Annotated in this window: 2 rRNA genes; both read right to left on the bottom strand. The window is 48.0% G+C overall.

What is annotated here, in order from left to right:
- Positions 1-13: 13 nt before the first annotated feature.
- Positions 14-125 (bottom strand): 5S ribosomal RNA (gene rrf, locus J7I42_RS34975).
- A gap of 110 nt (positions 126-235) precedes the next feature.
- Positions 236-1,819, bottom strand: a 23S ribosomal RNA gene (locus J7I42_RS34970); the annotation flags it as partial.

Here is a 1,819-nt window from a genome sequence, read left to right as displayed (position 1 = left end):
CTTTTTGTAATAAATATGGCAACTACCTACTCTCCCGCATTGTGGTGCAGTACCATCGGCCATGAGGGGCTTAACTTCTCTGTTCGGAATGGGAAGAGGTGAACACCCTCGGTATAATCACCATAAGATCTTGGGTTACATCTTATGTTATAACCGTAATAAGTTACATATTGGGAAGTTGTAAATGCGATCGTAATAGAATTAACAAAATATCATTGTATTCAAAATTGTTAAAAAAATTAAAGCATACGGGTAATTAGTACTACTCGACTTTGATGTTTCCATCTTTACATCTGTAGCCTATCAACGTCATAGTCTTTGACGACCCTTAAAAGAATACTCATCTCGTGGAAGGTTTCACGCTTAGATGCTTTCAGCGTTTATCCTGGCCACACATAGCTACTCTGCATTGCACCTGGCGGCACAACAGATACACCAGCGGTGTGTACGACCCGGTCCTCTCGTACTAAGGTCATGTCCACTCAATATTCTAACGCCCATCACAGATAGGGACCGAACTGTCTTGCGACGTTCTGAACCCAGTTCACGTGCCACTTTAATCGGCGAACAGCCGAACCCTTGGGACCTTCTCCAGCCCCAGGATGTGACGAACCGACATCGAGGTGCCAAACCTTTCCGTCGATATGAGCTCTTGGGAAAGATCAGCCTGTTATCCCCGGAGTACCTTTTATCCTTTGAGCGATGGCCCTTCCATGCAGAACCACCGGATCACTTTAGCCGTCTTTCGACCCTGCTAGACTTGTCTGTCTCACAGTCAAGCTCCCTTATACTAATGCGCTCTGCGTACGATTACCAACCGTACTGAGGGAACCTTTGCAAGCCTCCGTTACTTTTTAGGAGGCGACCACCCCAGTCAAACTACCCACCATGCACTGTTTCCCGTCAGGGATTAGACTCTAAGCAAACGAAGGTTGGTATTTCAACGACCGCTTCACGGCACCTGGCGGCACCGCTTCATAGCGTCCCAACTATTCTACACATCGGTTGCTCAAAATCAATGCAAAGTTGTAGTGAAGGTTCACGGGGTCTTTCCGTCCCGTGACGGGTAACCGGCATCTTCACCGATACTACAATTTCGCCGGGCTCGTGGAGGAGACAGTGTTCAACTCATTAGACCATTCGTGCAGGTCGGAACTTACCCGACAAGGAATTTCGCTACCTTAGGACCGTTATAGTTACGGCCGCCGTTTACTGGGGCTTCAGTCAGGAGCTTTGGCTTGCGCCGAACACCCTTCCTTAACCTTCCAGCACCGGGCAGGTATCAGGCTCTATACGTCATCTTACGATTTTGCAGGGCCCTGTGTTTTTGTTAAACAGTTGGTTGAACCATTTTACTGAGGCCGACTTACGTCGGCTGGCTTTATCCCGAAGTTACAGCCACAATTTGCCTAGTTCCTTCTCCACGGCTCACCCGAGCACCTTAGGCTATTCGCCTCGACTACCTGTGTCGGTTTGCGGTACGGGTCGCTTTAACCTAACCTTAGAAGTTTTTCTCGGCAGCTATTAGAGCACTCAATCAGGCCGAAGCCCTCATATACTTTCACATTTCGCCAAGAACTGCGGATTTGCCTGCAATCCCTATAGCTACGTGCTTAAACGGGGAATTCCGTTTCCCTCGTGTGCTGTTCACTTCTGCGTCACTCCATCGAAATTAAAGCGAGTACTGGAATATTAACCAGTTTTCCATCAGCTGCCCCTTTCGGGTTTGCCTAAGGACCCGACTAACCCTGATCCGATTAACGTTGATCAGGAACCCTTAGTCTTACGGTGAAGTAGTTTTTCACTACTTTTATCGCTA

It is taken from the genome of Niastella soli, from assembly GCF_017742245.1.
Taxonomy (GTDB): domain Bacteria; phylum Bacteroidota; class Bacteroidia; order Chitinophagales; family Chitinophagaceae; genus Niastella; species Niastella soli.
The sequence above is the reverse complement of the archived record's forward strand: the minus strand, read 5'-3'. Positions and strand labels throughout refer to the sequence as shown.